Source organism: Nocardia sp. JMUB6875 (genome assembly GCF_041154655.1).
Lineage (GTDB): Bacteria > Actinomycetota > Actinomycetes > Mycobacteriales > Mycobacteriaceae > Nocardia.
Genome location: NZ_BAAFGR010000285.1, coordinates 1 through 6314, shown reverse-complemented (window position 1 = coordinate 6314; position 6314 = coordinate 1). Strand labels below are relative to the sequence as shown.

Genomic DNA, 6314 nt, shown 5'->3' with positions numbered 1-6314 from the left:
TCTCGAACGTGGACGCCCCCTACATCACCATCAACATCTGCGTCCACATCCCAACCCCCGGCTCCGCCACCCTGAACTGGTGCTGGCCGTAACCGATCAGGCTGCTCCCGATCCGGCCACCCGAGCTCCCACGGCGCCCTATTCCACTCCCGCGTCGCGGCCACGGCCTCGGGAGAACCGCCACTTCGCCCGCTCCGCCAACGTCGTCGCGGTAAACGTCGACCCCGCCCCCAACACCACCGCGACAATCGTAAGCACCTGCTGCACAACCGGATTCACATGCTAATTCTGAGCCACACTGAGCGACTCGGCGACATTCACAGCAAGCCAACCAAGATCAGGGAGCTCCCATGGCGGGGAACCAGACAAATTCCCGCACGGACAGCTCCCTGATCTTGTTGTCGGCGTGGCGATGCCACCTCACGATGTGTGCCACCCTAGTTCGGGGAGCTCACCTGTCGAGTACCGCGCAAAGGTCTCCTCGGTGTCGACCGTGATGATGTCTGCGACCGCCACCAATTCGGCTGGTACACGGCCGCGGTCGAAGTGTTCGAGGCTCGGGGTGAAAACCGCCTCGGCGCCCACACGGGACACCGCGACCCTCACCCGGTGCAGCGGACGGTCGGTGTCCGGGCCGAGAACCAGGGTTTTGCACAGGTCGTAACCGAATCGTGCGGCGAGAGAACGAATTCGACTCTCATCCCACTGCTGGCGAGAACCGGAAACGTCTCGCCGGAGATATCCGATGGCCTTGGATCTTGTCATTCGATACCCCTTCCATGCTCTCGCCAATGAGCATGTCTCGCCAGGAGCCTGCGAAGTATCACGCCTTGTGGCACCGTTGACTGATGGACGACATGGGGGTCGGCGCGCGCATTTCTCGGGCGCGCAGATTCACCCGGCTCACTCAGAGGCAGTTGGCTGAGAAGTCGAATGTTTCGCTGTCCCTGCTCCGAAAGGTCGAGCAGGGCGACCGACCTGCGACACCCGCGCTCACCGCTGCGGTCGCGCGCGTCCTCGGTGTGAGTGTCGGCGACCTCAACGGGCAGCCGTACATGCCCGAATCCGACGATTCCGCAGCCCATGCCACGATTCCCGAGCTTCGCCGTGCGATCGTCGCCTACGACGACGAATCCGTCGCCGTGCTCGTCACATTCGCCGATCTCGAGAACGCACTCGACCGTGTTCGCGAGGGGATGCGGCGAGCCCGATACAGCGATATGACCGCCGAGCTCCCAGACGTCATCCGCGGCCTGCATCAGCTTGCCGATACCGAATCAGCAGGCCGCCACCTCGAAGAAATCCACTCCGCTCTCGCCTATGCCTACAGCAAGGCCATGCTGTTCGCGTACCAATACGGATACCTCGACCTCGCCGGACTGGCAGCGGAACGCTGCGGATGGGCAGCCGATCGCAGCGGTGATCCGATCTGGCCGATTGCCGCGGAGTACAACCGGGCGTTGATCCATCTCTACTCGGGCGCGTACGTAGGCGGTTTGAGGACGATCGACCGGGCTTACGCCGCTACCAAGTCGCTTCCGAAGACGCCGGATCTTATGGCTGTTCGGGGTGCGCTTCACCTGCGCGGGTCGATCCTGTCAGCGCGTTCCCTCGATCATGATGCCGCCGAATCGCATCTGCAGGAGGCGCGGACCATCGCCGAGACCGTCGGCAATAGCCGATATAACAACTACGGCACCGGGTTTCGACCCTCGAACGTCGATATCCATTCCATAGCAGTGCCCGTCGAGATGTCCGATGGGACAACCGCCCTGTCCCGCGCCGAACACATCCGGCTGGCGCCGTCGGTAGCGCCTTCACGCGCCGGCCACTACTACATCGACCTGTCGCGAGCATGGCTGCTGCACGGCAATAAGAATCGCTCCTTCCATGAGCTGGAAAAGGCGCGAGCGGTCGCCCCGGAGATGACCCGCAACCACCCTCAAGTTCACGAGACACTCCGCGCACTGGCCCGCACCGGTCGTGGCACCGACCAACTCGCCCGTTTCGCCAAGTGGGCCAATGTCAAGATCTGAGACACCATGGGCCTATGAACGATCAGGGGCAGCCAGTCCTGTATGCCATCGTCACCGGGGCGCCTGCGGCGCGGGAGGTCGGGACGCTCGTGGATTTGGCGCAGGCTGCCGGGTGGGTTGCATGTGTGGTGGCATCACCTAACGGTCTCCGATTCGTAGATGCGGAGGAGCTCCGGGCCAAGACGGGGTATCCGGTTCGGAGTCAGTACAAAGAACCCGGGGCACCGGATGCGCTTCCGCCCGCCGACGGGATGATCGTTGCCCCGATCACGTCGAATTCGTTGGCCAAGTGGGCTGTTGGCATATCGGATACGTTGCCGCTCGGGCTGCTGGTCGAGGCCGTGGGTCTGGGCCTGCCCGTGGTAGCCGTGCCGTTGGTCAATCGCGCCCTGCTGAGCTTCCCCCCGATCGGGCAGGCCATAGGGAAACTTTCGGAGTGGGGCGTCACCATGCTGACCGAGGACGTCCCCCACGAACCGCGAGAAGGCCGCGCATACGGCGAACAATTCCCCTGGTCAGAAGCCTGGCAGGCGCTACTCGACCACCCTCGGTTCACCAGCCGTTAGGATCGGTCGGCAACGAAATCTGAAGGTGGGGAGGGGGATCCAGATGATTCCTGTTAGCTGGTATCTGCTGTCTTTCGGTTTGGTCCTGGTGGGCGGAGCGGTCGGCGCCGTGACCCACAATGGCGCGGCCGGCGCAGTGGCAATTGGAGTGATCTTCGTGGTGCTGATGGGTAAGAAGTTCCGTGATGAGCACCGCAAGGCCATGGCCCGCGACGCCTCCCGCCATGGCGGGTCGACCAAGGCCGAAGGGCCCCGAGCCCATTGATCTGCTGCACTACGAAAGTGCTTGAGCTGGGGAATGTTCGCGGGTTCGGATCCAGCGGGTGGTGGAGGGGTGGGCGGCCATTATGACGACCGTCAGGTAGAAGGCGGCAACGCCCAGCATCCATATGAGCGAATCGAGGTCGCGGGCCGGGTACTCGCGCCAGACACTGATCGTTTCGAGGGACCGCGCGATCACACCGATGATCACGAGTACCCGGCCGACGGCCAGGCGGCGCAGGAGCAGGATGCCGCCCGGTACCAACAGCAGGGCCGCCAGCGGACGCCAGACCATCCACGACTCGGTGCCGACCATCTCGCGGATATCGGCGGAGAAGTGCCACCACGTCCAGTAACCCAGCAAGGTGCCGAGCGTGGCGAGCCCACCGAGCCCCAGCGCGAACAGGCCGGCGAGGACTCCGGAGGCGCTGGGCGGAGGCGGCGTGGGTGCCGGAAACGGGTTATGGGCCAGACGACCTTGCTGGTGGTACGGGTACGACATGGGGGTCTCCTGGCTGCTCGCTCGCGCGGAAAGTGCTGCGTCGCAAGCAATCCTCGAAACTGACCCTTAACCAATCCTTTTCGTTCGGATAAAGAGCTACTTCCCGGCTTCCGGCAAATAGAAAGAGCCCCTCACCTGTCGGAACAGGTGAGGGGCTCCTCAGCGGTGGCGGAGGGATTTGAACCCTCGGAGGGGGGTTACCCCTCACACGCTTTCGAGGCGTGCTCCTTAGGCCGCTCGGACACGCCACCGCAGGTGACTTTACCTGAGCACCCCGGTGATCCTGAAATCGGCTGGAGAAGGGGGTCAGGGGCGCTGGGATTTGAAGAAAACGTCCAGGAGGGCGGCGCATTCGGGTTCGAGGACGCCGGCCCGGACCTGGGGGCGGTGATTGAGACGTCGGTCACGGACCACGTCCCAGAGGGAGCCGACGGCACCGGTCTTGGGTTCCCAGGCGCCGAAGACGAGGCGGCCGACGCGGGAGAGGACGAGGGCGCCGGCGCACATGGTGCAGGGCTCGAGGGTGACGGCGAGGGTCGCGCCCTCGAGGCGCCAGCCGTCGCCCATCACCTGGGCGGCGGCGCGCAGGGCCAGGACCTCCGCGTGCGCGGTCGGATCGCCCAGGGCCTCACGGGCATTGGCGGCACGCGCCAGCTCGCGGCCCTCGGCGTCGAAGACGACCGCGCCGACGGGGACGTCGCGCGGGTCGGCGGCCCGCGCCGCGTCGATGGCCGCCCGCATCATCGCCTCGTCGCAGGCGTGGGAGGCGAGCGAGCCGATCAACGCGGCAGCTTGTCCAGGACCGCGGAGAACTCGTTGGCGAAGCCGAGCCGCTGGGCGATCATGCCGAGCTGCTCGTCCGGGTACAGGTCGGTCTCGGCGAGGATGACGGCCAGCACCGGTTCGGGCAGGCCGAGGTCGGCGAGCACGCCGAGGTCGCCCTCCTCCCAGGGCTCGATGTCGTCGAGTTCGTCCGGGTCGATGTCCGGAATCTCGATATTGAGTTCCTCGAGCACATCGGCCGCGATGTCGTAGTCGATGGCGGCCGTGGCGTCCGACAGCAGGATGCGGCTGCCGGTAGGGCCCGGGCGCAGGATGATGAAGAACTCGTCGTCGACGTCGAGCAGGCCGAAGGTCGCGCCGGAACTTCGCAGCGCGCGCAACTCGTGCTCCGCCGCGGACAGACTGGACAGTGCCGCCTCGCTCAGGGGCGTCACTTTCCAGTTGGCTTCCTCGCGGACAACCGCCACTGCGAACCCTTCCACGTCGTCGAAGTCGTCCGACGCCGCCCTGTTCGTGCTCGAGCGCTGTGCTGCCATGGCCGCAACGGTAGTCCGCTTCGGGGGAAATGTTGAAGTCGTATGCGAATCTGATCGCATGACGGGCTCTCCGAAACCAGCTGTGTGCGTCCTGGGTACCGGTTTGATCGGCGGATCGGTGCTGCGCGCCGCCGCCGCGGCGGGGTACGAGGCGTTCGGCTACAACCGGTCCGAGGTCGGCGCGAAGGCCGCCCGGATGGACGGATACGACGTGATCAGCGATGTCGAGGCGGTGCTCACCCGGGCCGCCGGGCGCGACGCGCTGATCGTGGTCGGCGTGCCCATGCCCGCCATCGACGCGGTGCTCTCGGATGTGAAGACCTTCGCCCCCGGATGCGTGCTCACCGACGTGGTGAGCGTGAAGGCCCCGGTCGCCGCGGCCGTGCAGCGCAACGAGCTGACCGCCCGCTACGTCGGCGGCCACCCGATGGCCGGGACCAGCGAATCCGGTTGGGCGGCATCGGCTCCCGACCTGTTCAAGGACGCGGCCTGGGCGGTCAGCGTGGATCCCGGCGTGCACGCCGACAACTTCCGGCGTGTCGCGCAGTTGGCGCTGGACTGCGGTGCGGTGGTGGTGCCCGTGCTGGCGGTGGAGCACGACCGCGCGGTCGCGCGCATCTCCCACCTACCCCATGTCCTGGCCGAGGCCCTCGCCATCGAGGGCTCCAACGGCGGCCCGCTGGCCCTCGGCCTGGCGGCCGGTTCCTTCCGCGACGGCACCCGGGTCGCGGCCACCGCCCCCGACCTGGTCCGGGCCATCTGCGAACCCAATGCGGCCGCGCTGCTGGACGTCCTGGACGACACCCTCGAGGTGCTCACCGAGGCCCGCGACAGCCTCCGCGCCAACGGCACCATCACCGCACTCGTAGAGGCCGGTCACGACGCCCGCACCGATTACGACGACAACACCCGCTGGACCATCACCGATGTCCGCCCCGGCGACCACAACTGGCTGACCAAGCTCATCGACGCGGGCCGCGCGGGCGGCGTCATCACGTCCCTGGACTGAGTCAGACGCGTTCGGCCAGGCCCGGGTAGTCGAGCAGGAACCCGTCCTCGTCGACCGTGACGGTGGCCGACGAGACGGGCGAGAGGACGTGGATGCCGTCCGGTCCGCTGCTGTAGGTGAGGGAGGCCTCCTGGACCAGCAGGTCCGGGAGGCGGACGTAGACGACCGGGACCTGGACGTCCTCGCTGGCATGTGCCAGCCCGTAGCGGCGGATCGGGAGGGTGTTGAAGAAGGGGCTCAGCACCACGTCGACGTCCAGCGCACCGCCGAAGGTGGAGCGCACGTGGGTGTTTCCGGCGTCGATGAGCCAGTAGTTCTCCTCGTCACGGGCGATGGAGGCGTGCCGTTCGCCGGTGGCGAGGGTGCTGCGCAGGGACAGGCGCTTGGTGACCCCCGCCTCGTCGGTGACCAGGTCGTAGGAGGCGCTGAAGGCGGGATGATCCTCGCAGTCACCGGCGATGATGCGGCCCGCGGCACGGATTCGATTGCCGCTCAGCACCACCCGCACCGACTCCATCCGCGACGCGTTGTGCGCCCGCCAGGTGAGTATGGCCGGCCACCGCGGCGCCCCCGGCTTGGCGTCCTCACTCCCGTTATCCGTCACCCCTATCACCGTAGTTC

General features: G+C 66.6%; 8 protein-coding genes and 1 tRNA gene. 4 read left to right on the top strand and 5 right to left on the bottom strand.

Annotated elements, in window-relative coordinates:
• Positions 1–857: 857 nt before the first annotated feature.
• From ACAM49_RS38035 to ACAM49_RS38025, 3 genes are read left to right on the top strand one after another with little or no spacing between them, the layout of a single operon-like run.
• The gene (locus ACAM49_RS38035) at positions 858–2036 is read left to right on the top strand and encodes a helix-turn-helix domain-containing protein (RefSeq protein ID WP_369640373.1); all 1179 of its coding nucleotides are present in this window, start codon (positions 858–860) and stop codon (positions 2034–2036) included.
• 14 nt (positions 2037–2050) lie between these two features.
• Positions 2051–2602, top strand: a complete 552-nt coding sequence (locus ACAM49_RS38030; protein ID WP_369640372.1) for a flavoprotein — start codon at positions 2051–2053, stop codon at positions 2600–2602.
• 43 nt (positions 2603–2645) lie between these two features.
• Positions 2646–2867 carry a hypothetical protein gene (locus tag ACAM49_RS38025; RefSeq protein WP_369640371.1) on the top strand — a complete coding sequence of 74 codons (222 nt, stop codon included), beginning with the start codon at positions 2646–2648 and terminating at the stop codon, positions 2865–2867.
• A 9-nt stretch (positions 2868–2876) separates the two neighbouring features.
• Here ACAM49_RS38025 and ACAM49_RS38020 read toward each other — a convergent pair whose 3' ends face one another.
• From ACAM49_RS38020 to ACAM49_RS38005, 4 genes are all read right to left on the bottom strand, one after another.
• Positions 2877–3365, bottom strand: coding sequence for a hypothetical protein (locus ACAM49_RS38020; protein ID WP_369640370.1), 489 nt, complete (start codon positions 3363–3365; stop codon positions 2877–2879).
• A 163-nt stretch (positions 3366–3528) separates the two neighbouring features.
• Positions 3529–3616, bottom strand: a tRNA-Ser gene (locus ACAM49_RS38015).
• 55 nt (positions 3617–3671) lie between these two features.
• Complete coding sequence (locus ACAM49_RS38010; RefSeq protein ID WP_369640374.1) at positions 3672–4109, bottom strand: nucleoside deaminase; 438 nt, start codon at positions 4107–4109, stop codon at positions 3672–3674.
• Between the two features lie 35 nt (positions 4110–4144).
• Complete coding sequence (locus ACAM49_RS38005; RefSeq protein WP_369640369.1) at positions 4145–4684, bottom strand: tRNA adenosine deaminase-associated protein; 540 nt, start codon at positions 4682–4684, stop codon at positions 4145–4147.
• Between the two features lie 58 nt (positions 4685–4742).
• Here ACAM49_RS38005 and ACAM49_RS38000 point away from each other — a divergent pair, with 58 nt between their 5' ends.
• On the top strand, positions 4743–5693 hold the full coding sequence (locus ACAM49_RS38000; protein WP_369640368.1) for a prephenate dehydrogenase: 951 nt from the start codon (positions 4743–4745) through the stop codon (positions 5691–5693).
• Position 5694: 1 nt separating this feature from the next.
• Here the strand turns inward: ACAM49_RS38000 and ACAM49_RS37995 are convergent, their stop codons facing one another.
• Positions 5695–6297, bottom strand: coding sequence for a putative glycolipid-binding domain-containing protein (locus ACAM49_RS37995; protein ID WP_369640367.1), 603 nt, complete (start codon positions 6295–6297; stop codon positions 5695–5697).
• Positions 6298–6314 lie beyond the last annotated feature (17 nt).